General features: G+C 63.0%; 21 protein-coding genes and 1 tRNA gene. 10 read left to right on the top strand and 12 right to left on the bottom strand.

The features are described from left to right. Positions 1 to 1,272: a GNAT family N-acetyltransferase gene (locus tag RHIZ70P_RS13245; RefSeq protein ID WP_419178296.1), complete on the top strand. Its 1,272-nt coding sequence runs from the start codon at positions 1 to 3 to the stop codon at positions 1,270 to 1,272. Here the strand turns inward: RHIZ70P_RS13245 and RHIZ70P_RS13240 are convergent, their stop codons facing one another. Beyond that, positions 1,273 to 3,486 carry a GumC family protein gene (locus RHIZ70P_RS13240; RefSeq protein ID WP_115670771.1) on the bottom strand — a complete coding sequence of 738 codons (2,214 nt, stop codon included), beginning with the start codon at positions 3,484 to 3,486 and terminating at the stop codon, positions 1,273 to 1,275. Positions 3,487 to 3,713: 227 nt separating this feature from the next. Here RHIZ70P_RS13240 and RHIZ70P_RS13235 point away from each other — a divergent pair, with 227 nt between their 5' ends. After that, entirely contained in the window at positions 3,714 to 4,265 is a 552-nt protein-coding gene (locus RHIZ70P_RS13235) for a polysaccharide biosynthesis/export family protein (protein ID WP_419178295.1), read from the top strand. 3 nt (positions 4,266 to 4,268) lie between these two features. Then, positions 4,269 to 5,411 carry a glycosyltransferase family 4 protein gene (locus RHIZ70P_RS13230; protein ID WP_115670769.1) on the top strand — a complete coding sequence of 381 codons (1,143 nt, stop codon included), beginning with the start codon at positions 4,269 to 4,271 and terminating at the stop codon, positions 5,409 to 5,411. 29 nt (positions 5,412 to 5,440) lie between these two features. Here the strand turns inward: RHIZ70P_RS13230 and ftsH are convergent, their stop codons facing one another. After that, positions 5,441 to 7,267, bottom strand: coding sequence for an ATP-dependent zinc metalloprotease FtsH (ftsH, locus tag RHIZ70P_RS13225; protein WP_115670768.1), 1,827 nt, complete (start codon positions 7,265 to 7,267; stop codon positions 5,441 to 5,443). A 224-nt stretch (positions 7,268 to 7,491) separates the two neighbouring features. Between ftsH and RHIZ70P_RS13220 the strand changes: the two genes are divergently transcribed. The 5 genes from RHIZ70P_RS13220 to RHIZ70P_RS23040 all read left to right on the top strand — a co-directional run bounded on the left by RHIZ70P_RS13220 (position 7,492) and on the right by RHIZ70P_RS23040 (position 12,008). Continuing rightward, the gene (locus RHIZ70P_RS13220) at positions 7,492 to 9,048 is read left to right on the top strand and encodes an undecaprenyl-phosphate glucose phosphotransferase (RefSeq protein WP_115670767.1); all 1,557 of its coding nucleotides are present in this window, start codon (positions 7,492 to 7,494) and stop codon (positions 9,046 to 9,048) included. After that, the gene (locus tag RHIZ70P_RS13215; protein WP_115670766.1) at positions 9,045 to 10,292 is read left to right on the top strand and encodes an O-antigen ligase family protein; all 1,248 of its coding nucleotides are present in this window, start codon (positions 9,045 to 9,047) and stop codon (positions 10,290 to 10,292) included. Before RHIZ70P_RS13220 ends, RHIZ70P_RS13215 begins: the two co-directional genes overlap by 4 nt. Positions 10,293 to 10,316: 24 nt before the next feature. Next, the gene (locus RHIZ70P_RS13210) at positions 10,317 to 11,459 is read left to right on the top strand and encodes a glycosyltransferase (RefSeq protein ID WP_235842224.1); all 1,143 of its coding nucleotides are present in this window, start codon (positions 10,317 to 10,319) and stop codon (positions 11,457 to 11,459) included. 31 nt (positions 11,460 to 11,490) lie between these two features. Then, the gene (locus RHIZ70P_RS13205; protein WP_115670877.1) at positions 11,491 to 11,787 is read left to right on the top strand and encodes a helix-turn-helix domain-containing protein; all 297 of its coding nucleotides are present in this window, start codon (positions 11,491 to 11,493) and stop codon (positions 11,785 to 11,787) included. 71 nt (positions 11,788 to 11,858) lie between these two features. Then, on the top strand, positions 11,859 to 12,008 hold the full coding sequence (locus RHIZ70P_RS23040) for a hypothetical protein (RefSeq protein ID WP_181904020.1): 150 nt from the start codon (positions 11,859 to 11,861) through the stop codon (positions 12,006 to 12,008). Positions 12,009 to 12,119: 111 nt separating this feature from the next. Here RHIZ70P_RS23040 and RHIZ70P_RS13200 read toward each other — a convergent pair whose 3' ends face one another. The 3 genes from RHIZ70P_RS13200 to RHIZ70P_RS13190 all read right to left on the bottom strand — a co-directional run bounded on the left by RHIZ70P_RS13200 (position 12,120) and on the right by RHIZ70P_RS13190 (position 15,334). After that, the gene (locus tag RHIZ70P_RS13200; protein ID WP_115670764.1) at positions 12,120 to 13,145 is read right to left on the bottom strand and encodes an alpha/beta hydrolase family esterase; all 1,026 of its coding nucleotides are present in this window, start codon (positions 13,143 to 13,145) and stop codon (positions 12,120 to 12,122) included. 328 nt (positions 13,146 to 13,473) lie between these two features. Next, complete coding sequence (locus RHIZ70P_RS13195) at positions 13,474 to 15,069, bottom strand: calcium-binding protein (RefSeq protein WP_115670763.1); 1,596 nt, start codon at positions 15,067 to 15,069, stop codon at positions 13,474 to 13,476. A 188-nt stretch (positions 15,070 to 15,257) separates the two neighbouring features. Next, positions 15,258 to 15,334 (bottom strand) — tRNA-Pro (locus RHIZ70P_RS13190). A 349-nt stretch (positions 15,335 to 15,683) separates the two neighbouring features. Here RHIZ70P_RS13190 and RHIZ70P_RS13185 point away from each other — a divergent pair. Next, on the top strand, positions 15,684 to 16,013 hold the full coding sequence (locus RHIZ70P_RS13185) for a hypothetical protein (RefSeq protein WP_115670762.1): 330 nt from the start codon (positions 15,684 to 15,686) through the stop codon (positions 16,011 to 16,013). 81 nt (positions 16,014 to 16,094) lie between these two features. On the opposite strand, the gene RHIZ70P_RS13180 is transcribed toward RHIZ70P_RS13185, so the two are convergent. From RHIZ70P_RS13180 to RHIZ70P_RS13155, 6 genes are all read right to left on the bottom strand, one after another. Next, positions 16,095 to 16,631, bottom strand: coding sequence for a MerR family transcriptional regulator (locus tag RHIZ70P_RS13180; RefSeq protein ID WP_115670875.1), 537 nt, complete (start codon positions 16,629 to 16,631; stop codon positions 16,095 to 16,097). 127 nt (positions 16,632 to 16,758) lie between these two features. Then, positions 16,759 to 17,097 (bottom strand): integration host factor subunit alpha, encoded by a 339-nt coding sequence (locus RHIZ70P_RS13175; RefSeq protein ID WP_115670761.1) that lies wholly within the window; start codon positions 17,095 to 17,097, stop codon positions 16,759 to 16,761. Positions 17,098 to 17,206: 109 nt separating this feature from the next. Beyond that, a complete protein-coding gene (locus tag RHIZ70P_RS13170) occupies positions 17,207 to 18,178 on the bottom strand; it encodes a beta-ketoacyl-ACP synthase III (RefSeq protein ID WP_115670760.1) in 972 nt (323 codons plus the stop codon). Between the two features lie 20 nt (positions 18,179 to 18,198). Next, entirely contained in the window at positions 18,199 to 19,245 is a 1,047-nt protein-coding gene (gene plsX, locus RHIZ70P_RS13165) for a phosphate acyltransferase PlsX (RefSeq protein WP_115670759.1), read from the bottom strand. 99 nt (positions 19,246 to 19,344) lie between these two features. After that, the gene (locus RHIZ70P_RS13160; protein ID WP_115670758.1) at positions 19,345 to 19,908 is read right to left on the bottom strand and encodes a YceD family protein; all 564 of its coding nucleotides are present in this window, start codon (positions 19,906 to 19,908) and stop codon (positions 19,345 to 19,347) included. Position 19,909: 1 nt separating this feature from the next. Beyond that, the gene (locus RHIZ70P_RS13155; RefSeq protein WP_115670757.1) at positions 19,910 to 20,455 is read right to left on the bottom strand and encodes a ubiquinol-cytochrome C chaperone family protein; all 546 of its coding nucleotides are present in this window, start codon (positions 20,453 to 20,455) and stop codon (positions 19,910 to 19,912) included. 267 nt (positions 20,456 to 20,722) lie between these two features. Here RHIZ70P_RS13155 and RHIZ70P_RS13150 point away from each other — a divergent pair, with 267 nt between their 5' ends. After that, positions 20,723 to 21,220: an outer membrane protein assembly factor BamE gene (locus tag RHIZ70P_RS13150; protein ID WP_115670756.1), complete on the top strand. Its 498-nt coding sequence runs from the start codon at positions 20,723 to 20,725 to the stop codon at positions 21,218 to 21,220. A 103-nt stretch (positions 21,221 to 21,323) separates the two neighbouring features. Here the strand turns inward: RHIZ70P_RS13150 and RHIZ70P_RS13145 are convergent, their stop codons facing one another. Then, the gene (locus RHIZ70P_RS13145) at positions 21,324 to 23,462 is read right to left on the bottom strand and encodes a sodium-translocating pyrophosphatase (protein WP_115670755.1); all 2,139 of its coding nucleotides are present in this window, start codon (positions 23,460 to 23,462) and stop codon (positions 21,324 to 21,326) included. Positions 23,463 to 23,539 lie beyond the last annotated feature (77 nt).

Below are 23,539 nucleotides of genomic sequence, written 5' to 3'. Positions count from 1 at the left end.
GTGCAGACATCGTCGCTGGAATTTCGCAGCACTGAAGAAGTGACGGCAGGCGTGGCCGCGCCCAGCGCGCAGACAAGCCCGAGGGAGGGCGGCATGCCCCTGATCCAGGATCTGGAAATCCGCCTTTTCGAACGCATGGAACCGCTGGAGGCCGAATGGCGCAAGCTTGAAGCCGATTCCGCCAATTCGCTCCACCAGGCCTATGACTGGTGCGCGTCCTGGGTGAAGGCGCACCGCAATCCGCTGGCCATCATTCTCGGCCGGTGGAACGGCGAAACCGTCTTCATTCTGCCTCTCGAAATTGTCCGGCACGGCATGGTGAGGAGCGCGCAGTTCATCGCCGCGCGGTTCAACAATATCAATAGCGGCCTTTTCTCCGCGGCATTCCGTGCCAGTGCGGGCCCCGCCGAGGCAGCGCTGATCCGCCAGGCTCTCACCGACCTGCTCGCCGGCCGGGCCGACCTCGTCAGCCTGACCAACATTCCGCTCGAATGGCGCGGCGAACGCCACCCGCTTGCGAGCCTGCCTGCCATCGAAAACCAGAACCATGCCTTCCAGCTGCCGCTGATGGCCGACTTCGAACAGACGATCGGCCAACTGAACGCCAAGCGCCGCCGCAAGAAGTTCCGCCACCAGTGCCGCAGGCTCGACGCGGCCGGTGGTTTCGACCATGTCATCGCGCAGACGACCAAGGAAAAGAACGCGATGCTCAACGCATTCTTCGAGCAGAAGGCCATTCGATTCAAGGCAATCGGGATTCCCAACGTCTTCCAGGCACCGGAGACCCAGGCGTTCTTCCGCCTCCTGCTGGATGTCGACACAGGTAGCCACGACACGCCGCTCGAACTGCACGCCATCCGGTTGAAGGGGGAATTCAAAGGCAGGATCGCAGCCATTGCCGGACTGTCGCGCAAAGGCGACCATGTGATCTGCCAATTCGGTTCGATCGACGAGGACCTGGTTGCGGATGCGAGCCCCGGCGAACTGCTGTTCTGGTTGATGATCGAGCGCGCCTGCGAGGAAGGGGCGAGCCTTTTCGATTTCGGCCTCGGCGACCAGGGCTACAAGCGAAGCTGGTGCACGGTTGAAACCGTGCAGCACGATATCCTCGTGCCGATCAGCACGATAGGGCAGTTGGCCGGTCTCGCACAGCGGGGCATGACCCGGGCCAAGGCGGTGATCAAGGGCAATCCGCAGCTCTATTCCGTCATCCAGCGGCTGCGGGCGCATGCCGACGAGGTGCCGATCCGCTCGACCGGCACCGACAGCTGATCAGGCCGCGCTGCGCTTGGCAGCACTGCTGCGGGCGGACGTCCCGCTCATCAGCACCAGGTCCGAATAGCCGACCTTCTCGAAGGCGGCCATGATCTCCACGAGCTCCTGTTCGTCCGGGTTGGGCGCGGAAAGGATGATTTCGTGGTCGCCGTTGCGGCTGAGGCGGGCGACGCTCTCGGCATTGGCCGGGCCACATTCCACCAGCACCAGGTCGTAGGCGTCGGCGAGCGCGTCGGCGATCATCGACAGGCGATCGGCCCCACGCATGGCCTGCCGCACATCGGAATTGCCCTGCGGGATGACGTCGGCGCCGGAGAGCCGGTCGGGATGGATCGTCTCGGAGAAAGGTGCGGCACCACACAGCAGGTCGGTGATGCCGGGGAGATCCCTGCGCGCCGCCATCAGCCAGGTCGGGCAGGCCGATCCTGTCATGTCGATCAGCACCACCTTGCGTCCGCGCTCGTCCAGTTCGCGCGCCAGCATGACGGTCGCGGTCGAACCGTCGTCGCCTGACGGCGAGATGGCAAAGGCGATCCGCGCCCGGGAATCGATCAGGTAGTCGGCAACCGTCTCGATGGAGAACTCGTTGCCGTCCAATGGCGTCGTTCCGGCATCTTCCTCCCGCTTGACGTCTTCTTCGATTTCGTCGGCCGAAGTCTCGTCAGCCTGCACGGAAAGAAGGCTGGCCGGAAGGCCTCGGCCTGTAGAAACGGTCTGGGTCGTCGCGGCTGAGGGAGCAACGCGGTCCTGCGGCAATGCGACGCCGGCCTCCTCGGCCGTGCCCGGCTCTTCCCTTCGCACCGCAGGGCTTACCGGACGCAAGGCCCTGCCGCTGAACAGTTCGGCCAGCATCACCACCACCGCACTCATGATCAGTGTCGCAAGGGCGGCAACGATGGTGATCGGGATGACCTTGGGGAAGCTTGCTTCCTGCGGTTCGGTCGCGTTGGAAATGACGCGCGCGTCGGCGGGGCTGGCGTTCTTGTCAAGGCGTGTGGTCGCCTCGCGGTAGCGAGCCAGATAGGTTTCGAGCAATTGGCGCTGCGCCACGGCCTCCCGCTCGAGCGTCTTCAACCCGACCTCGTCCGTGCCGGCGCGGGCGCTATCGGCCTTGACCGTGTTCAACTGCTGAATGAGCTGGGTCTCGCGCGCCCGGGCCACATTGGCATCGTTTTCCAGGCCCGAGGCGATCTTCGCCGACTCGGCCGTGATCTGCTCGCGAATGCCGGAGAGTTGCGAGCGCAGGGCCTTCATCTGCGGATGACCATCGAGCAGGGTCGTCGACAGATCGGCGATCTTGCTGCGGATTTCCGACTCGCTGGCCTTCAATCGCTGGATCGCCTCATTGCCGGTGATGGCCACCAGCGCATCCGTCGATTTTCCGCTCTTCAACGCATTGCGAACATTGTCGGCCTTCGCCTCGGCATCGGCCCGCTCGCCCCGCACCCGCGCCAGCTCGGCGGAAATGTCGCTCAACTGCTGCGAGGAGAAGTTCGTCGTTTCGCCGATCGGCATGAGACCCGTCGAGGCCCGGTATTCTGCGACCTTCTGCTCGGCCTCCCTCACCTTCTCGCGCAGGTTGGCGATCTCCGGCTCGAGCCAGCGGGCGGCGTCGGAATTGCTGTCCAGCTTGGCGCCGCTTTGAAGCTGGCGATAGACGTCGGCGATTGCGTTCGGGATCGCGGCGGCGAGCTTCGGATCCTTCGAGGTGAACTGGATGCCGATGACGCGGGACTTCTCGACCTGATAGACCTGCAGCTTCTCCTGGAAGGCCTTCAGGACCCGTTCCTCCGGGGCGAGGTCGAGCGGATTCTTCTTCAAGCCGAGCATGACCAGCAGGTCGGACACGCCGGAGGGACTGGTGTCGGGATCGAACTCCTCCAGCTCGTAGAGCTTCAGGTCCCGCGCCACCTGCTTGATCAGGTCCACCGACTGCAACAGCTGCACCTGGCTGACGATGTTGAGTTCGTCCGGCAAAGGCTCGGCCGTCGTCTGGAGGTTGCCCTGCACCGAGAAATTCGGCTCGCGCGGCTCGATCAGGATGCGCGCCTCGCTGCTGTACTTGGGCGAAAGCATGCTGGCGCCGACGAAAGCAAGGCACCCGACAAGGGCCGTCGCCGCCAGAATGCGCGCCTTGCGGTGCCACACTGCGCGAAACAGCTGCGCGAGATCGATATCTACGTCCTGGTGACCGTTGCCTACGCTCGACATGCCCAACTCCCGGTACAATCTCGCGAGAGTGTAAAGGATCATGGTAACCCAAGCGTTAACCGATCAAGACCGGGAGCCAGCGAAGCCTGCCAGGGACAATTTGGCAGGAAAGGTCAAAGCACGCCCCTCGTCTTTACCGGCCGTTAACCCTAACCGAAAGATAACGGAGCTATCGAATTCTTGCATCGGGAGCGCGACCGCGCATGTCATCGGCTGGCACTAGGGGAATGATGTTGCTCATTGTCGCGCTGATAGCTGCGGCCCTGAGCGGCTGTGCGACCTACCGGCCCGCGCCGAAGGTCTTCCACGAGGCAACGATCCAGCCCTATCGCCTGGACAGCGGCGACCGGCTTCGCATCACGGTGTTCGAACAACAGAGCCTGACCAATACGTACACGGTCGATCAGGCTGGCTACATCGCCTTCCCGCTCGTCGGACAGGTCGCCGCTCGCGGCGCGACCGTCACCCAGCTCGAAGGAGTGATTGCCCAGAAGCTGAAGCAAGGCTTCCTGCGCGACCCCGACGTCACCATCGAGCTTGACCGCTACCGCTCGATCTTCGTCATGGGCGAGGTCGGCCAGCCGGGCCAGTATTCCTATGTTCCGGGCATGACGGTGCTAAACGCCATCGCCGTCTCCGGCGGCTTCTCGCCCCGCGCCAACCAGCGCGACGTCGACGTGACGCGCAAGATCAACGGCAACATCCTGACCGGCCGCGTTCCGATCACCGATCCGATCCTCGCCGGAGATACGATCTACGTGCGCGAACGGCTGTTCTGATCCATGCAGGATGGCCCGTCGCTACGCATTGTCCATTGCTTCAGGTCGCCTGTCGGCGGAATTTTCCGCCACGTGCGCGATCTTGCCGAACAGCACAGCCGGGCCGGCCATGAGGTCGGCATCGTGTGCGACAGCACGACGGGCAGCGAGCACGAGGACCGGCTGTTCGAGCAGATCATGCCCTATCTCGCGCTTGGCCTGCACCGGATACCGATTGCCCGGTCGGTCGGCTTCGGCGACGTCTCGGCGCTTCACAAGAGCTACAAGGAAATCAAAGAATTGCGGCCGGATGTCTTGCACGGTCACGGCGCCAAGGGTGGCGTCGTGGCACGTACAATCGGCTCAGCCTTGCGGGCGAAAAGGTATCGCGTTGCCCGCTTCTATTCACCCCACGGGGGCAGCCTGCATTTCGACCAGGCTTCATTGTCGGGCCGCGCCGTCTTTGCCGCGGAACGAATGCTCGAGCGCCTGACGGATGCCATTATCTTCGTCTGTGACTATGAACGCCGGACCTACGAAACCAAGATCGGCGTGCCGCGCTGCGCCCACCGGATGATCTATAACGGCCTGAGCGACCGCGACTTCGCCGTCATCCCCTCGCGGTCCGACAGCCTCCATTTCATCTATGTCGGCATGTTGCGCGACCTGAAAGGCCCCGATGTCTTCATCGAAGCCTTTGCGCAGACCGAGCGCATGGTCGGACATCCCTTGAGCGCGCTTATCGTCGGCGACGGGCCGGATCGGGACAAGTATCGCGACATGATCGAGCAGCGCGGCTATGGCCGGCGCATCGGCCTGCTTCCCGCCATGCCCGTGAAGGAAGCCTTCGCCATGTCCAATATCGTGGTGGTCCCGTCCCGCGCCGAGGCGATGCCCTATATCGTGCTTGAAGCGCTTGCCGCGGGAAAGTCGCTGATCGCGACGCGCGTCGGCGGCATACCGGAGGTGCTGGGCGAAGACAGCGATGCCCTGGTCGAGCCAGGCAATGTGCAAGACCTGGCCCGTGTGATGGCGCGCGCCGTCACCACGCCCGACTGGCACGGCGCGACCATGCCGGAGCCCGAAGCCTTCAGAGCCAGGTTTTCCGCCTCGACCATGGCCGAGCAGATGGCCGACCTCTATCGCGAACGGCTCGCCCGCCACTGAGTGGCGCCTTGTCGATAAGGCGGCAACCCTTATTCGGCAGCGCTCTTCGAAGGCGGCTCCGCCCGCCTCAGCGGTTCATAGTCGTCGGGCGTCAGCGTCTCGCGTTCCAGGAGCAGCTTCGCGCCCGCCTTCAGTTCGACGATCCGCCCCTCGAGCGCCTGCTTAGCCTTCTGGTAGGCCTCGTCGATCAACTTGCGCACAGCCAGATCGACCTCGCGCGCCGTCGCCTCGGAATAATCCTTAGGCCGCGTGCGGAACTGGCCGTCATCCAGCCATTGCTGTCGCTGCGGCTCCAGCACCGCCTGGCCGACGGACAAATCCATGCCGAAGCGGGTGACATACTCGCGGGCAATGTCGGTCACCTTGGCCAGATCGTCGGCGGCGCCGGTGGAAATTTCGCCGAACACCAGATCCTCGGCGGCGCGGCCGGCGAGCAGCACCACCATGCGGTCCTTGAGTTCGCCCGCCGTGATCAGGAAGCGATCCTCGGTCGGGCGTTGCAGCGTGTAGCCGAGCGCACCGATGGAACGGGGAATGATCGACACCTTCTGCACCGGATCGGCCGAGGGCAGACCGGCAGCCACGAGCGCATGGCCCATCTCGTGATAGGCGACGCGGCGGCGCTCATCGGCGTTGAGGATGCGGCTGCGGCGTTCGGCGCCGGCGATGATCCGTTCCACGGCGGCGACGAAGTCTTCCATGGCGACGGTGGTCCCGCCACGGCGCGTGGCAAGGATGGCCGCCTCGTTGATCAGGTTGGCCAGATCGGCGCCGGTGAAGCCGGGGGTCAGGCCGGCAATCTCGTCGACGCTGACGCTCGGTTCGATGGTGACGTTCTTCATGTGGACCTTGAGGATCGCCGCCCTGCCCTTCCGGTCGGGACGGTCGATCACCACCTGGCGGTCGAAGCGGCCGGCGCGCATCAGTGCCGGATCGAGGATCTCCGGCCGATTGGTCGCGGCTAGCAGCACGATGCCGACCCGCGGGTCGAAGCCGTCGAGCTCGGCGAGCAACTGGTTGAGCGTCTGCTCCTTCTCGTCATTGCCGCCAAAACCACCAAACGAATTGCGGGCACGGCCAAGGGCATCGAGCTCGTCGATGAAGATGATGCAGGGTGCCGCCTGACGGGCCTGCTCGAACAGGTCGCGCACGCGGGCGGCACCGACGCCGACGAACATCTCGACGAATTCGGAACCGGAGATCGAGAAGAAGGGAACACCCGCCTCGCCGGCGACCGCCCGCGCCATCAGCGTCTTACCGGTGCCGGGCGGACCGACTAGCAGGATGCCTTTCGGGATGCGGGCGCCGAGCCGGCCGTAGAGGTCCTTGTCCTTGAGGAAGGAGACGATTTCCTGCAGCTCGGCTTCCGCTTCGTCGATGCCGGCGACATCGTCGAAGGTCACGCCGGTCTTGCGTTCGAGATAGATCTTGGCGCGGGACTTGCCGATGTTGATCAGGCCGCCCATGCCCTGCTTTTCGGCAATGCCGCGGAAGAAGAAGGACCACAGCGCGAAGAAGACGATGACCGGCAGGACCCAGGAGAGAATTGAGGTCAGCCAATTGCTGTCGCTGGCGCCGGTGATTTTCACGCCCGCCTTTTCGAACAGGGCGGCGAATTCTGGATCGACTCGGTTGGCGATGAAATACTTGCGGCCGTCGACCGGCTCCTTGAACTCGCCCTCCACCCTGCTCTCGGTCAGGGTCACCGAGGCGATGCGTCCCTCCCCGACCATGCGCATCATGTCGCTGTAGGTGAGCTGGGCATAGTCGCGATAGCCGATCCAGGCCTGGAAAGCCATCAGCAGGGCGAAAGCGAAGAGGAAATAGCTGAAGTTGAAGACGTGTTTCTTTTCCATCGACAAGCATCCCGTTGTGCATCGGCGGTCGGCCAGGCCATCACATACGACGATCCGTGTCACGCTTTGCTGATCCGTGTCAAACCTCAGTTCACGGCGGACGCTCGCTGTTCTGTGCCGAATCGAACCAACCTTGGCCCGTAGATGCCCACTCTGCCTCCGGTTCTCAAAAGTTTCTTAGCAAGTCTCGGCTATTCTCTCGCGGCAACCAGCGGGATATTGCGATGAACCAGATGGAAAAGCCGGAACAGTTCGATATCGACGCCCTGCGCCGTAAGGTCTCGGCAAGCGGTGAGCCCGGCAAGGCGACGGCCCCCGGTGAGGAGGCGGAGATCAATCCGCTGGCAAAACAGATCGCCACCCAGTTCAGCGAGGAGAACTATTCGCCCTCGATCGTCACCGGCCAGTTGCGCCTGCTGGAATTCGTCAGCCTGTTCGCCATCGGGCTTGGGGTCCACTATTTCCTGTTCAACGATCCGTCGTCGCGCTTCCTGACCGATCTCCTCGTCGGCCTGGCGGGCTCTGCCTTAGCCGTGCTGTTCATGCAGATCGCAGACAGCTATCAGGTTTCGGCGCTGCGCACGCCGCTCCGGGCGCTGCCGCGCATCGCCGGCAGCTGGACGCTGGCGGCGGCCCTGATCGCGCTCGCCCTCTTCCTGTTCCGCCCGGGTGGCCTGGATTTCCGCGACTGGCTCGTCTCCTGGTACGGCTTCGGCCTCGCCTTCCTGTTCGTCGAACGCAACCTCGTCGGCTTCGGTATCCGCCGTTGGGCCCGCAACGGCATCATGGAGCGACGTGCCGTGGTTGTCGGCGGCGGCAAACCGGCCAAGGATCTCATCCGCGCGCTCGAGCAGCAGCCGGAAAACGACATCCGTATCTGCGGCATTTTCGATGATCGCGGCTCAGCCCGCTCGCCGGACGTCGTCGCGGGCTATCCCAAGCTCGGAACGATCGCTGAACTGGTGGAATTCGCCCGGCTTGCCCATATCGACATGCTGATCATCGCGCTGCCGCTTTCGGCGGAGGCTCGCATCCTGCACCTCCTCAAGATGCTCTGGGTCCTGCCGGTCGACATCCGCCTTGCCGCCCACTCCAACAGCCTGCGCTTCCGTCCGCGTTCCTATTCGCATGTCGGCGCGGTGCCGATGCTCGACATTCTCGACAAACCGATCCGCGACTGGGATTCGGTCGCCAAGCGCGGTTTCGACATCTTCTTCAGCATCGTCGCGCTGCTGCTGCTGTGGCCGGTCTTCATCGGCGCGGCGATCGCCGTCAAGGCGACCTCCAAGGGTCCGGTGCTCTTTGTCCAGAAGCGCCACGGCTTCAACAACGAGGTCATCAACGTGCTGAAGTTCCGCTCGATGTATACGGAAATGAGCGATCCGACGGCGCGTCTGGCCGTCACCAAGGGCGACCCGCGCGTTACTCCCGTCGGCCGCTTCATCCGCAAATCCTCGATCGATGAACTGCCGCAGATCTTCAACGTGCTCAGGGGCGACCTCTCGCTCGTCGGTCCGCGTCCGCACGCGGTTCTGGCCCAGACGCATGACCGCCTCTACGGCGATGTCGTCGAAGGCTATTTTGCCCGCCACCGGGTCAAGCCCGGCGTCACCGGCTGGGCCCAGATCAACGGCTGGCGCGGCGAGGTGGACAATGACGACAAGATCAAGTTCCGCACCGCTTACGACCTCTACTATATCGAGAACTGGTCGCTGCTGTTCGACCTGAAAATCCTGTTCCTCACGCCGTTCCGCCTGCTCAACACGGAAAATGCGTATTGAGCACGATCGACGCCCATCACCCGGTAGCGTTCAGGCCGCAGATCGCGGTCCTGACATTGTTCGGCTCGGCAATGGTGGCCTTTGGCGTCTTCCTCTCCGGTTTCGTCATGTCGGAACCGGCGCCTTACGAATTGCTGATGGTTCTGCAGGTTGCCGTCTGGTTCCTGCTCGGCCTGAAGATCTCGCGCGCTGTCGCCCCGCTTCTGGCCTTGCTGCTCACCTTCAATGTCGGCGGCATACTGTCGCTGACCGTGATGAAGGATCTCGGCACGGGGCCGATGTATCTGGCGGTCTCGACCTTCCTGGCGCTCACATCCGTCTTCTATGCGGCGATCATCGAGCACCGCCACCAGCGTCTTCGATTGATCTTCCAGGCCTGGGTGGCGGCGGCGATCATCACGGGGTTGCTTGGCATCCTCGGCTATTTTCACGCCTTCCCTGGCGCCGAGGCCTTCACCCTCTATGACCGCGCGAAAGGTGCATTCCAGGACCCCAACGTCTTCGGCCCCTTCCTCATTGCACCAGCGCTCTATCTGATGCACGGCCTGTTGACCGGGAAACTCTCATCGGCGCCGCTCCGGGTCGCCGGCCTCTTGATCATTGCGCTCGGCGTGTTCCTGTCGTTCTCGCGCGCCGCCTGGGCGCTGTTCCTGTTCTCCGCCGTCGCGCTGGTCTTCATCCTGCTGTTGAAGGAGCGGACGGGGGCCTTCCGGCTGAAGATCCTCCTGCTCTCGCTGGCGGCCGTCGTGCTGCTCGTGGTGGCCGTGGTGATCGCGCTGCAGTTCGAACAGGTCCGCAACCTGTTTCTCGACCGTACGACTCTGGTCAAGGAATACGACGGCGGCCATCTCGGCCGTTTCGCCCGCCACCGCATCGGCTTCCTGATGATGATGGAAAACCCCCTCGGCATCGGACCGATGGTGTTCAGCCAAATCTTCCCCGAGGACGAGCACAATATCTGGCTGAAGTCGCTGACCAGCTACGGCTGGCTCGGCTTCGTCTCCTACGTCGCCATGATGGTGTGGACGCTCACAATCGGATTCCGCTTCCTGCTGCGCGACCGCCCCTGGCAGCCCTATCTGATGATCGCCTGGATCGTCATCATCGGCCACGTGATCATCGGCAATGTCATCGACACCGACCACTGGCGGCATTTCTACCTGCTGCTCGGCATCGTCTGGGGCTGCGGCGCGCTGGAATGGCGCCATCAGCGGGCGCTGCGACGCAGCCCCTTGCCTGCCTGACCCATGAAAAAGAGCGAGACACCGTTGGACATCCTCGAAGTGCTCGAACCGAGCGGCGGTGGCTCCGGCCGCCATTTCGTCGACCTGTGTGGCGGCCTGAAGGCGCACGGCCACCGGGTGACGGCCGTTTATTCCCCCGTCCGGGCCGAAGAGCGCTTCGTTCGCGAACTGATGGCACTCGATCTGGCCAAGGTCATCGCCCTGCCGATGCTGCGCGCTGTCGGGCCCGGAGATTTCGCTTCATGGCGCGCCCTCTCACGAGTGATCCGCGAGGAAGGCCCGTTCGACATCATTCACGGACACAGTTCCAAGGCCGGTGCGTTGACGCGCATTCGCCTGCCCGGCACGCATGTGCCGCGCATCTACACCCCGCACGCGTTTCGCACCATGGATCCGAGCCTGTCGTCGAAGGGACGTCTGGTGTTCGGCGCGATCGAAGGTCTCCTCGGACTCTTCTTTACCGACCGGGTGATCTGCGTATCGAAGAATGAATACGACCACGCGCTCGGACTTGGCATTCCCGCTTCAAGCCTCGCCCTCGTGGTCAATGGCGTCGGCGCGATCCCGGCCGGGCGGCGCGGGGAAGTCCGCTCGCAGTGCGGACTGCCCGAGGATGCGCTGGTGTTCGGCTTCATCGGCCGGCTTTCGCCTCAGAAGGCCCCGGAGCGGCTGATTGAAGCCTTTGCCGCCATCGCGAGAGATATGCCGGGTGCCCGCCTGCTGATGATTGGCAGCGGCGAGTTGGAGGCCGACCTGCGGCGCCGGATCGAGGCGGCCGGCATCGCGGATCGCGTCGTCGTCGAGTCCGGCGTTCCCGGAGCGGAAGTGCTGCAGGCGATCGACGTGCTGGTCATGACCAGCCGCTACGAGGCGATGTCCTATGTCATGCTGGAAGGTGCGGCCGCCGGGCTGCCGATGATCCTGACCGATGTCGGCGGAACGGCGAATGTGCTCGACCACGACGTCAACGGCCTCGTCGTGCCGAACAGCGACGACAGCGCACCGCTCATCGCCGCCATGACAAAGCTCTGCGACGCGGCAACACGCGCGCGACTGGCCGACGCCGCGCGCGCGCGCAGCGGGCGCTACGGCGTCCACGCCATGGTCGACCAGACGCTCGACGTTTATCGCCAGGCCCTCGCCGGTCGACATGGGGTGCGCGATTGATTTTTCCTGCACATCCGCCATATTCCTTCTCATGATCACACCCGCTCAGATCCGCGCCGCACGAGCGCTCCTCGGCCTCAGTGTCGACCAGATTTCGGCGAAAAGCGGCGTATCCGCCTTCATGGTCCTGCAGATCGAGGAGGAGAAGTCCGCTTCGCCCGACCAGGCCGTCCTGCTCGCCCTCCGCAGCGCCTTCGAGCACGCCGGCATTGCCTTTCTCGCCGACGGGGATTGTCCTCCCGGTGGGATGGGGGTAAGGCTTGCCGCCCGCCACGACACTGGCGAGGGCCTGCGGCCGGAAAATCTCAACGCGACCAATGACGGCTGAAACCTGCAATCGTCAGGGAACAAAAGCGCGTCTGCCGGTTTATTGCCCGTCACACCTTTTAGGAGCAATACATGAATCGGAACAATGGTCTCTATCTCGTCATCGGCGCGCTGATCGTCGTGGTCGTCGGCCTGGGTGTCTACCTGTACCGCGAGGAGACGAAGCCCAAAGGCGTTGAAATGACCATCGGAAGCGACGGCGTGAAGATCCAGGAGAACTGAAACAGACTGTATCCCGACGGCGGCCTGACGCGGCTGACACTGGTTCCTGCTCATAAGAGGCCCGGTTCTCCGGGCTTTTTTTCTTTCAAGCGCACGCCAGCCAATAGCGCTTCAGCGGCTCGCCAGGATGGCCCGGTTCAAATGGGTCGGCGCGCTGATGCCGCCCTCCAGCATGTAAGGCATACCGGCCTTCACGCTCGCCGAGCGCTTCGCCATGATCGGCAGGCCATGGCCCATTCCTTCGATCAGGCAGAACTCGACCAGCGGTTTTCCAGCCGCATCGTGCCAGACCCTGGCTGCCTGCCCCTTGATCGTGACGGCCTTGCCGTCCGCCTCTTCGAGGCCGTAGAAGTCAAGCCATTGCGAAAGCGTGGCGCGGGCATTGGCAACCGAGACCACACGGTCGGCCGTTCCATGCCAGATCGAAACCATAGGCATCTTCTTTGCCTGCGGCGTGACGGCACGCACAAGATCGCCCCATTCCTGCGGGGTGCGATTGATCCCGGAGTTCATCACAGACAGCGCCGACATGGCATCGCGCGCCGCGCCGAACGGCAGTCCGGCGACGATCTGGCCGGCGGCGAACAGTTCGGGATAGGTCGCGAGAAGGGCCGAGGCCATGGCGCCGCCGGCCGAGAGGCCCTGAATGTAGATGCGCTTCTTGTCGACATGGTGCCGGCTGCAGGCGTTGTCGATCATCTGCCGGACCGACATCAGCTCGCCGCGATCCCGGGCCACGGCGCTCGGGCGGAACCAGTTGAAGCAGAGATTGGGATTGTTCGACTTGCGCTGCTCCGGATAGAGCAGTACGAAACCGCCCTCACGGGCCAGTGCGCTCCAGCCACTGCCCCTGTCGAAATCATCGGCCGTCTGGAGACAGCCATGCAAGACGACGACGAGTGGAGCCCCCTTGCGCGCCTTCGGCGGCACGTATTCCAACATGCGCAGGTGGCCGGGATTGGTACCGAAGCCGGTAACCTCGATGAGGCGGGTGCGTACCGTGCGCGGCTTGCGGGGGCGCACCGTGCGGGCCGGCGCGGTCAGCGGGAGTGAAGGCATGGCCTTCAAAATCTTCTTCCGCAGCTTCTTCTGCTGGCCGAGGATGAAGGAAAACGGCATGGGAATCTTGAGGCGCATGAAAAAGGGATTCCTTTTCGAAAAACTCGAAGTATCTCTCCCCGTCTAAAGGCCCGCCGCGCGCTCCGGTTCCCATGCGGAGGACCTGATAACAAATATAATGCCGCGATGCAGCATTTATAGGGCAGGAACGTCCTTTGATACAAAAAGACCCCCGCCCTGCGGCGGGCGTCCGGCTCCCCAAGTTTGCTGATCTGGCTGGCGTGACGCCCTTGCGGAAAAAAATGGCGGCACCCGCTTTGCACGGACGCCGCCGTGCCTTCGCACCGCCCCAAGACGACGAGCACAGCAAGCGCTGAGCTCCCGTCCGGCTGCGATCAGTCACGACCTAGATGACAAAGAAGTCGGCGTGCGTAAGCGTGGCGAAATTCGCTATCTCGGCGATCTTGACGGCGGCATAAGCGGTCCCGGAACCATCGCGGTCATAGTAGAGATCGCCGCGATCCTGATCGTACAGGATCCGGTCGTTGCTATCGGCGGCACCCAGGTCAAGGTTCTTGAATGCCGTCGCCGCAAGCACTCCGGTCGCCGTCAGTGCACTGAAAATGCCGTTTTCGAGCCAGATAACATCGTTGTTTCCGGTGGAATTCGAGAAATCCCGGATCGTATCGATGTTGGAAGAGCCAAGGGCGGAATTGAACACGAAGGTATCGTTTCCCACGCCGCCGGTCAGCGTGTCGCTGCCGGCAGCGCCATTGAGCCTGTTGGCACCGACATTGCCGACGATCACATTCGCAAGGCCGTTGCCACCGGCACTAAGGTTGGCGCTCCCGAGCAGCCCGATGCGCTCGACATTGGCCTCCAGATTACGACTGACCGACGTCTGAATGGTATCGATGCCCGAACCTGCCGCTTCGCTGACCACGTCGCCGGCATTGTCGACGACATAAGTGTCGTTGCCGCCGTAGCCCCACATGTGGTCGGCACCGCCCCTCCCGTTCAGGATGTTGGCGGCGTTGTTTCCACGCATGGTATTCGCCAGGTCGTTGCCGACGCCGTTGATCGCGGCGGTGCCTTCCAAATACAGCATCTCGACATTGGCCGAGAGCGTTGAACTGACGAAGGCCCTCACCAGGTCGGTGCCGTTGCCGGCAGTCTCGATGACTGCGTCGCCCGCATGGTCGACGATGTAGGTGTCATTCCCGCCGAGGCCGAACATGCGATCGGCGCCGCCTCTTCCGTTGAGGACGTTGGCTCCCGCATTGCCGACCAGGGTATTGACCAGTTCGTTGCCGGTCAGGTTGATCGACCCTGTGCCACGGTCGTTCGTCGTTCGCAACTCCTCGACATGCTCGGCCGTCGCAAGGGCATAGCTCACACTGGAATAGACGCGGTCATAGCCTCTTGCGGCATCCTCGAATACCTGGTCGCGGGCGTTATCGACGTAATAGGTGTCGTTACCGCTGTCGCCCCACATGGCGTCAGCGCCGCTGCCGCCATGAAGGAAATCGGCGCCGTCGCCGCCGTGCAACTCGTCAACCCCCGCTTCGCCGTTCAGAAGGTCGCTTCCTGCCCCGCCGGCGGCAAAGTCATTGCCGCCTCCCAGGTAGGTGTCGTCGGCGTAGTCGCTGCCGAAGAGGATATCGATGCCCGTCGAGCCGTAATAATACCGTCCAGTCGTCGCGAGCGTATCGTTGACGAGCTGGGCGCGCCAAACGACCGCCTCGTCTGTCCAGTCGCTGGAGACCGTGGCGGTGATCGTTTGGACGCCGGTTCCCACATAGTCGTTGAACGCAACGAAGGATACGTAGCCCGACCCGGATCCGGAGCCAACGACAGAGCCATCGACCGTGGATTGGAAACTCCAGTCGCTCAGGTCTTCGCCCGTGTACGGGTCGTAATAGGAATAGTCGACGGTAGCCTGAGCGTAGAATGTCTGATTGTAGCGATCGAAACTGAAACCATACAGGGACATATAGAGCATAGCGACCTCACCGGGGACAGGGTGCTCAACATCGTCCTTGAGACGTGGCGAAAGTAAGGCCTGAGACTATGAAAGGTAAGCTCGTGTCGCCGCGAAGATGGAAATCACATCCTGAGGCAGGAAAGCCCAAAACGACGAAAGCCGCCAACGGCGGCATTCGAGTATAACCAGGGATATCAAGAGTTTATTGGTCGGGACGGCGTGATTCGAACACGCGACCCCTTGACCCCCAGTCAAGTGCGCTACCGGGCTGCGCTACGCCCCGACCTGCCGAAACGGCTTGCTTCCCTTAGACATTCAGCCACAGCGGCGCAAGCGGAAAGTTTCGGGGCGGGCCAAAAACCATCAAACCAGCCACACCTGCCCTGGAAGTCCAAAGCGCGTCGAGACCGGCGCGTCTTCTGGCCCCCCCGATTGCGTACGGTCAGCTACCTGTCAGCTTGCGGGCCTTAGAATCGACCACGAGTGGCGTTCGCCACACACGCATCGATGCCGAATGGACCAGCACCGCCGCTGACCGATCAATGGCGCCAAGGCTTGCGTCGGGATGAAGCCGACGTTTTCAGAGCCCCGACCGATCGCATGATGCAAAGGCCGGGAGAGGTAAAGTGTCCATGTATGCAATAGAATCCCTCGGCAAGGCTGCATCCTATGCTGCGGCACCGCCGACGCAGGCCCAATCCACGGCCAAGTCCGATACGCCGAAGCAAGGCGGCACACCGACCGTCTCGGTCTCGAGCGCCAGCCGCTCCTTTTCCGGCTTTGGTGATCTCATACTCTCCGCCGCCTCTTCGACCGGATCCGAGAAGGCCGCAGCCGCCGACGGCGACGAAGGAGCGAACGGACGCGAAGTCAATGACGGGGATGCTGACGATGCCCCGCAGGCTTCGCCTTCGGTGTCTTTCAGCGACGCCGGGACCTATAGCGTAAGCGTCTACGCCTGACGACCCGACAGGCAGGCGGCGCCCGCGCCGCCTGTACCGGCCAAAGTCAGAGCCGGACGCGCGGTCTCGACAGTCCGGTCGTCACCGGACCTGATCGAGAAGGCGCTTGCATTCCAGGAGATCGAACAGGGCTTCCTGCAGCAGGGCGCGGTCTTCCTTGCCGACCGAACTGCCCTTTCCGACGGAGATTTCAGGCATGTCGTCTTCGCTTGCGCCAAAGCCGAAGAATCGGCCGCTGGCCTTGACCTTGGGCCGGCCGACGATCTGGTCCTCCTCGGGGGGCCCGAGCTTGGGCTCCTCCGCCTTGGCAGCGCCGGCGGCCATCAGCGCTTCCATCGTCGCAAGATCGCCGCTGGCGACCGCCATGACGAACTTGTTGCCGTTGGTCTTCAGCAGTTTCTGCACGCCCTTGATCGTGTAACCCTGATCGTAGAGCAGATGGCGAATGCCCTTCAGCAATTCGACATCGTCCGGGCGATAATAGCGGCGACCGCCGCCACGCTTCATCGGCTTGATCTGCGGAAAGCGGGTTTCCCAGAAGCGCAGCACGTGCTGGGGAAGATCGAGATCGTCGGCCACCTCGCTAATGGTGCGAAAGGCATCCGGGCTCTTTTCCAACTCCATCTTACCGCTCCTGCCAACAGATAGCGCGGACAAGCCGCGACTCACGGGCTATTTCAAAGATTTGTATCGGAAATTTCAAGCAGCCCGAGAGGCTCGGCCGAACGGTCCACGGTTTTCGTGGTCAGGTCGCCGGGTTTTGCGGCTTCTGCTTGGCCTTGCGCTGCAGGTGCGATCGCAGGATGCGCTGCTTCAGCACGTTCGACGCCTTGAAGGTCATCACGCGTCGGGGCGAGATCGGCACTTCCTCGCCGGTCTTCGGATTGCGGCCGATACGCTCGTTCTTGTTGCGAACCTGGAAGGTGGCAAAGGACGATAGCTTGACCATTTCGCCACGGACGATCGCGTTGCAGATCTCGTCGATCACCGTTTCGACCAGTTCCGCCGATTCGGTACGCGAAAGGCCCACCTTGCGAAAGACCGATTCCGCCAAATCCGCTCGCGTCACTGTCTTACCGGCCATGGCTCTCGTCCGCTTAAATCAATGATCTTGTTGAATTCGCCAGAGAGTATTGCCCTTGGGCTTGACGGTCAAGCGCTTGTTACAAATCCTTTATTTCGCCTCCGTGCGGCTACCAGCGCAGGAGCACGGCTCCCCAGGTGAAACCACCGCCCATCGCTTCGAGCATCACCAGGTCGCCCTTCTTGATGCGCCCGTCGGCCGCCGCCACCGACAGGGCGAGCGGAATGGAGGCCGCCGAGGTATTGCCGTGCAGGTCGACGGTGACGACGACCTTTTCCAGCGGAATGCCGAGCTTCTTGGCCGAGCCGTCGATGATTCGACGATTGGCCTGATGCGGCACCAGCCAGTCGATGTCGTCGGCTGTCGTGCCGGTTGCGGTGAAGGCTGCCTCGATCACATCGGTGATCATGCCGACGGCATGCTTGAAGACTTCGCGTCCTTCCATGCGCAGATGGCCGACCGTGCCGGTCGTCGAGGGTCCACCATCCACGTAAAGCTTTTCCTTGTGCGTGCCGTCGGAGCGGAGGTGGGAGGAGAGCACGCCGCGATCGGCATTGGTCCCCTCGCCTTCGGCCGCTTCCAGCACGAGGGCACCGGCGCCGTCGCCGAACAGGACGCAGGTGGTGCGATCCGTCCAGTCGAGGATACGCGAGAAGGTTTCCGCGCCGATCACCAGGACGCGGCGGGCCATGCCGCCACGGATATGCAGATCGGCGGTCGAGACCGCATAGACGAAGCCCGAGCAGACCGCCTGCATGTCGAAGGCGAAACCGTGATGCATGCCGAGGCGGTTCTGGATATTGACGGCCGTCGCCGGAAATGTGTTGTCCGGCGTAGACGTCGCACAGATGATCAGGTCGATGTCGGCGACCGTGAGACCGGCGTTGTCAAGTGCCTTCTGGGCCGCTTCGGCCCCGAGCGACGCCGTGGTCTCTCCCTCGCCGGCGACATAGCGCTGGCGAATGCCCGTGCGCTGCACGATCCATTCGTCGGAGGTTTCCACCGTCTCCTCCAATTCGCGATTGGTCACCACCCGCTTCGGGAGCGCTGCCCCGAAACCGCGAACAACAGAACGGATCATTGTCTTCCTAACCCCGTCGATCATGCCGCTTCCGGTCCGGCCGAAGACGGATGCCGGGCATGATATTTCTTCAGATCATTTTCGATTTTCTGCGTCAGGCCATTGCGCGCCATGTCATAGCCGACATCGATCGCAGCAGCGAACCCCTCGGCATCGGTGCCGCCATGGCTCTTGATGACGATGCCGTTCAGCCCGAGGAACACACCGCCATTAACCTTGCGGGGGTCCATCTTCTCGCGCAGCTTGTCGAACGCGCCCTTGGCGAACAGATAGCCGATCTTGGCCAGCAGCGTGCGGGACATGGCGGCGCGCAGGTATTCGGCAATCTGCCGGGCCGTGCCTTCGGCGGTCTTCAGCGCGATATTGCCGGTAAAGCCCTCGGTCACGACGACGTCGACCGTACCCTTGCCGAGATCGTCGCCTTCGACGAAGCCATAATAGTCCATGGTGTCGAGACCGGCCTCGCGCAGCATGCGCCCGGCTTCCTTGACCTCTTCCTGGCCCTTGATCTCTTCCACGCCGACATTGAGCAGGCCGACGAGCGGACGCTCCACCTCGAACAGGGCGCGCGCCATGGCGCCGCCCATCAGGGCGAAGTCGAGCAGCTGCTGGGCATCGGCGCCGATCGTCGCCCCGACGTCGAGCACGATGCTCTCGCCCGACAGGGTCGGCCAGATGGCGGCAATCGCCGGCCGTTCGATCGTCGCCATGGTGCGCAGGCAGAACTTGGCCATCGCCATCAGGGCACCGGTATTGCCTGCCGAGACGACGACGTCGGCCTGGCCGGTCTTGACCGCCTCGATCGAGCGCCACATGCTCGAGACGTAGCGGCCACGACGCAGGGCCTGGCTCGGCTTCTCGTCCATGGCGACCGCCACATCGCAATGATGGAAGACCGACTTTTCCTTGAGCTTCGGGTACTGGGCGAGGAGCGGCAGACAACGCTCCTGCTGGCCAAACAGAACGAACTGGATGTCGGGATGCCGTTCCAGCGCCTTGGCAGCACCGGGAATGACGACTTCGGGGCCGAAGTCGCCCCCCATGGCGTCAAGAGAAATTCTGATCACTTATGCCTGATCCTTCTTATTCGCTGCCCGGCGAAATTTCGGCCAAAATACCGGTTTCGCTGTACCGCACAACCCAATTCACCGATGTTGCGGCCGCGATCAGTCCTTTTTCCAGTCCTTCAACACGGCGAAGGGCGATGGTCGCCGGTCCTCGGCATCATTGCTTTCGATATGTCCGGCAAATTGCGCACCGGGCTTCTTCGGATAGGGATCGATGCCGAGGGCTGCGAATTCCGCAACCAGGGCACCGGCGTCGATCGTGTCGCCGACGAAGGTTTCCGGCAGGTCCGGCCCTTCGGGATCAAGCAGCATTTCTCCGGCCTCGTCGGTGACGATGCGGGCGAGCTTCGAGCCTTCGGGCACGAAGATCTGATCGATCTCCTGCCGGATTTCGGTGACCACCGGCTCGAGCGTCACGACACAGGCCTGCACGAGTTCTCCGTCGACCTGGCCGCGAATGCGGATACCGTCCTTCTTCCAGCGATTGATCTGCAGGTCGGCCTTCAGCCGATTGACCGCCTCCACCTTCCACAGGTCTGCGAGTGCTGCGCGCTCGCGTGCATCGGCCTCGACGTGCACCTGCACGGGATTGGCCGACACATGGCCGACCTTGACCCGGTAGGAGAAGGCCGATTGATCGGCGTCCTTGTTGTGCGATGTCATATCAGAGCAAACCTCCGGGAGGATCGAGCCGGACGGTGCCGGTCTCGACGACCCCTTCATCGAGGACGCGGAGCTTGCGCTCGATGTCCATCATCCATTCGGCGAGACCGGCCATATCCGGCGCATCTTCGCCCGTTTCGGGATATATATTGCGCCGAAGGGCCGACGCCAACAGGTCCCGGTCATCTTTGTCGAGCGCTGCGGCATAGGATTCCAGCCGGCCGTAGAACATCCCGGCCAGCTTCTTCATCCGCTTCGGCACGCCCTGGTCGCCGACCCCCAGTTCCCGGATGGAATGATCGACATCCTCGAAGAAGGCGTCGACGATCTCCTGGGCGATCTCCTGACCGCTGCGCGGCGACTGGCGCGTGCGGCGAAAATAGAGAATCAGGACCAGCGACAACATTTCGAAGCGGCCCATAACCGTATCGGGCACGGCGAGTTGCTCATAGAAACCAGGCGTTCGCGCGGTGGCGGTCAATGCCGCATACTGGCGCTCGACGATGAGCCGGTTGTGCTTTTTCTGCCGGAAGAACCCGAATAGCATTCATTTCACCAAAAAGAACCGAGGGAACCGGTTCGCCTGCCCTGGGTCGTGTTGCATGATTGCGAAAGCTGGTTTACCGAAGCAGACGTGAATTGCAATGCCGTTTCTGCCGTCCGGTCCGAACCTCGAGGCCGTTACCGGGCAGCCGGCTGCCTGGTCCCGATAGGGTTAGGCAGCACCGGTTTCGACCCCGGAAAGGCCACAATGGTATGCGCATCAGGTTTTGCGGTCGACCCAGTCGGGTGGCCTCATCGAGTCATTGGAGACGTGTGGTTGGAAATGCGGTATCTCGGATCGGACAGAAAAGTTCTCGGCTGCACTGCCCTCGCCCTTGCTCTTTCGGTTGCCAGCCTTAGCGGCTGCACCACGTCGGAAGTCTTCCACAACGGCTATGTCGTCGACCAGGACGCGCTGGACCTCGTGCCGGTCGGCTCGAGCCGCGAACAGGTGCTTTTGTCGCTCGGCACGCCTTCGACCACCGCCACCTTCGATGGCGAAGTGTTCTACTACATCTCGCAGAAGCGCACCCGTTCCGTCGCCTTCATGAAGCAGAAGCTGGTCGAGCAGCAGATCCTGGCGATCTACTTCGACAAGGACGGCGTGGTTTCGCAGCGCGCCAACTACACCATGCAGGACGGCAAGGTCTTCGACATGATCTCGCGCACCACGCCGACGGGCGGCAAGGACCTCACCTTCCTGCAGCAGATCCTGTCGGGTGGCGGCGGCGCCGCCAACAGCGTCAAGAACTTGCTCGGCGGCATCTGACAACCGCCTGGGAATACCGGATCGGTATTTCCCTCGCTCCATTGAAAAAACCGCGGAAGCCAGCTTCCGCGGTTTTTTCTTTTCATACGCTTGCACCCGAGGCTTAGCCAGCCAGAACGGCAAGCAGCAAAAGCGCGACGATATTGGTGATCTTGATCGCCGGGTTGACGGCCGGGCCGGCGGTGTCCTTGTAGGGATCGCCGACGGTATCACCGGTCACCGAGGCCTTGTGCGCATCCGAGCCCTTGAGGTGCTTGACGCCATCCTTGTCGACAAAGCCATCCTCGAAGCTCTTCTTGGCATTGTCCCAGGCACCACCGCCCGAGGTCATCGAGATCGCCACGAACAGGCCGTTGACGATCACGCCGAGCAGCGAGGCGCCGAGCGCCGCGAAGGCCGATGCCTTGGAGCCCGAGATCGCGAGCACGCCGAAATAGACGACAAGCGGAGCGAGAACCGGCAGAAGCGAGGGAATGATCATTTCCCGGATCGCCGCCTTGGTCAGCATGTCGACGGCGCGGCCGTAGTCCGGCTTGACCGTTCCCAGCATGATGCCCGGGTTCTCCCGGAACTGCCGCCGGACCTCCTCGACGATCGAACCCGCGGCCCGACCGACGGCCGTCATGGCGATGCCGCCGAAAAGATAGGGAATGAGGCCGCCGAAGATCAGACCGGCAACGACGTAAGGGTTGGACAGGCTGAACGAGATGTCGCCCATGTTGGCGAAGTAAGGGTACTTGTCGCTGTTGGCGGCAAAGAACTGCAGGTCGTTCGAATAGGCGGCGAACAGCACCAGCGCGCCGAGACCGGCCGAGCCGATGGCATAGCCCTTGGTGACCGCCTTGGTCGTGTTGCCGACCGCATCGAGCGCATCGGTCGACTTGCGGACTTCCGACGGCAGGCCGGCCATTTCGGCAATGCCGCCGGCATTATCGGTAACCGGGCCAAAGGCGTCGAGCGCGACGATCATGCCGGCGAGGCCAAGCATCGTGGTCACCGCGATCGCCGTGCCGAAAAGGCCGGCAAGCTGGTAGGTCGAGATGATGCCGCCGACGATGACGATCGCCGGGAGTGCGGTCGATTCCAGCGAGACGGCAAGCCCCTGGATGACGTTGGTGCCATGACCGGTAACCGAGGCCTGGGCGATCGAGTTGACCGGCCGTTTGTTGGTGCCGGTGTAGTATTCGGTGATGACGACGATCAGCGCGGTGACCACGAGGCCAAGGATGCCGCAGATGAACAGGTTCCAGCCGGTGATGTCCATGCCGGCGACCGTGCCGATGGAGCCCCAGCCGATGGTCAGCGAGGTCGCGGCGCCAAGACCGAGGATGGACAGCGCTCCGGTGACGATGAGGCCCTTGTAAAGCGCGCCCATGATCGAGCCGTTCGTGCCGAGCTTGACGAAGAAGGTGCCGATGATCGAGGTGATGATGCAGGCGCCGCAGATGGCAAGCGGATAGATCATCGCAATTTCAAGCGATGGCGTCGCGGCAAAGAAGATCGCAGCGAGAACCATGGTGGCAACCACCGAGACCGCATAGGTCTCGAACAGGTCGGCGGCCATGCCGGCGCAGTCACCGACATTGTCGCCGACGTTGTCGGCGATGGTCGCCGGGTTGCGCGGGTCGTCCTCAGGAATGCCGGCTTCCACCTTGCCGACGAGGTCGCCGCCGACGTCGGCACCCTTGGTGAAGATGCCGCCGCCGAGACGCGCGAAGATCGAAATCAGCGAGGCGCCGAAACCAAGGGCGACGAGCGAGTCGATGACTTCGCGCGAGCCGCTCTCATGGCCGAGCACCACGGTCAGAATGTAGAAGTAGATGGAAACGCCGAGCAGCGCGAGGCCAGCGACCAGCATGCCGGTGATGGCACCGGACTTGAAGGCGATGTCGAGACCGGCGGCCAGGCTCTGCGACGAGGCCTGGGCCGTGCGGACATTGGCGCGGACGGAGACGTGCATGCCAATGAAGCCGGCAGCACCGGACAGAACTGCGCCGATCAGGAAACCGATCGCCGCCGTTGCGGAAAGCAACAGCCAGGTCCCGATGAAGACCACGACGCCGACAATGGCAATGGTGAGGTATTGGCGGGCGAGATAGGCCTGGGCACCTTCACGAATATAACCGGCAATTTCCTGCATGCGGGCATTGCCCTGATCGGCGGCCAGCACCGAGCGCGTCGCCCAGACCGCATAGACCACCGAAAGCAGACCGCAAAATATGACGCCTAAAAGCACTGTCATTCGCAATACCTCCCGTATTGCCCGCGCCTCACTCCCCGCGGGCGGTGACGTCCGGCCTGGCCCCTCCTCCAGAGGTC

Origin of the sequence: Paenirhizobium selenitireducens ATCC BAA-1503 (assembly GCF_900492185.1) — a bacterium.
Classification (GTDB): domain Bacteria; phylum Pseudomonadota; class Alphaproteobacteria; order Rhizobiales; family Rhizobiaceae; genus Allorhizobium; species Allorhizobium selenitireducens_A.
The sequence above is the reverse complement of the archived record's forward strand: the minus strand, read 5'-3'. Positions and strand labels throughout refer to the sequence as shown.